The sequence below is a fragment of the Nocardiopsis sp. CNS-639 genome (assembly GCF_000381685.1).
In the GTDB taxonomy this organism is placed as follows: domain Bacteria; phylum Actinomycetota; class Actinomycetes; order Streptosporangiales; family Streptosporangiaceae; genus Nocardiopsis; species Nocardiopsis dassonvillei.
In genome coordinates, this window is sequence record NZ_KB906903.1 from 1 (window position 1) to 1563 (window position 1563).

The 1563-nt window shown below is 70.4% G+C and carries 2 protein-coding genes; both read left to right on the forward strand.

From position 1 onward, the window contains the following. Positions 1-217, forward strand: a 217-nt coding sequence (locus G011_RS30490; RefSeq protein WP_036553313.1) for a cellulose binding domain-containing protein, incomplete at its 5' end; no start/stop codon positions are given. 195 nt (positions 218-412) lie between these two features. Then, on the forward strand, positions 413-1563 hold a 1151-nt coding region (locus G011_RS0129395; protein ID WP_019611612.1), incomplete at its 3' end, for a glycoside hydrolase family 5 protein.

Below are 1563 nucleotides of genomic sequence, written 5' to 3' on the forward strand. Positions count from 1 at the left end.
GGCTCTGTCGGGGTGGACCGTGGAGTGGACCTTCGGTAGCGGTGAGAGTGTCTCGCACGCCTGGAACGCGTCGGTGTCGGGGAGTGGTGGCCGTGTGACCGCGACGAACGTGGGTTACAACGGCGCGTTGGCGGTGGGGCAGTCGACCTCGTTCGGGTTCGTCGGCAACTCCAGCGGTGGTGTCTCCACGCCCGAGCTGACGTGCAGCGCTTCCTGACCGGCGGCTGACCCCGCCCGCGGGGGATGACCGAACGACACTGACGCGACCGCCCCGGAACAGGCCGCGCCTGTGTCAGGACCGGGCGCCGGGGGAACGCAGCCGCCACCCCCGGCGCCCACCCGGTCCCCGCCCACGAGGACGGGACCCCCGCAACACGACAACGTTGTCCGCCCCTCTACCTGGAGCCCTCCCATGGTCAAACGCCTGCTGATCGCCCTCGGGTCGGTCATCACCCTGGTGGCCGCACTGCTCGTGCACTCGCTGCCCGCGCACGCCGACACCGGCTTCCGCGTCAGCGACGGCCGCCTCGTCGACGCCGCCGGAAACGACTTCGTCATCCGCGGCGTCAGCCACGCCCACACCTGGTACGCCCAGGAGACCCAGTCGTTCGCCGACATCAAGTCCCTGGGCGCCAACGCCGTCCGCGTCGTCCTCAGCAGCGGCCAGCGCTGGACGGAGAACACCGCCGCCGACGTGGCCAACGTCGTCGACGAGTGCAAGACCAACCGGCTGATCTGCGTCCTGGAGGTGCACGACACCACCGGTTACGGCGACCAGGCCGGGGCCGCCACGCTCGACCAGGCCGTCGACTACTGGCTGCGCATCCAGGAGGCCGTCGAGGGCGAGGAGGACCACATCCTCGTCAACATCGGCAACGAGCCCTACGGCAACGACGCCGCGATCAACCAGAACTGGGCCGCCGACACCAGCGACGCCGTCAACCGCCTGCGCGACGCGGGCTTCGACCACACCCTGGTCGTGGACGCGCCGAACTGGGGCCAGGACTGGGCGGGTGTCATGCGCGACAACGCCCAGTCGGTGTTCGACTCCGACCCGCACGCCAACACGGTCTTCTCCGTGCACATGTACGGCGTCTACCAGCAGGAGTCGACGGTCGTCTCCTACCTGGAGCACTTCGTCGACGCGGGCCTGCCGCTGATCGTCGGCGAGTTCGGCCACGACCACTCAGACGGCAACCCCGACGAGGACGCCATCATGTCCCACGCCGAGCGCCTGGGCCTGGGCTACATCGGCTGGTCCTGGAGCGGCAACGGCAGCCCCGTGGAGTACCTGGACATGGTCGAGGGCTTCGACGTCGACAGCCTGACCCCCTGGGGCGAGCGCATCTTCAACGGACCGGACGGCATCGCCGCCACCGCCGAGGAGGCCCCGGTCTACGGCGGCGGCCCCGACCCGACCGACCCGCCCACCGAGGAGCCCACCGACCCGCCGACCGAGGAGCCCACGGACCCGCCGTCGGGTGAGTGTGAGGCGGTGTACTCGGTGACGAACCAGTGGCAGGGGGGTTTCCAGGCTCAGGTGACGGTGACGGCGGGTGCGGC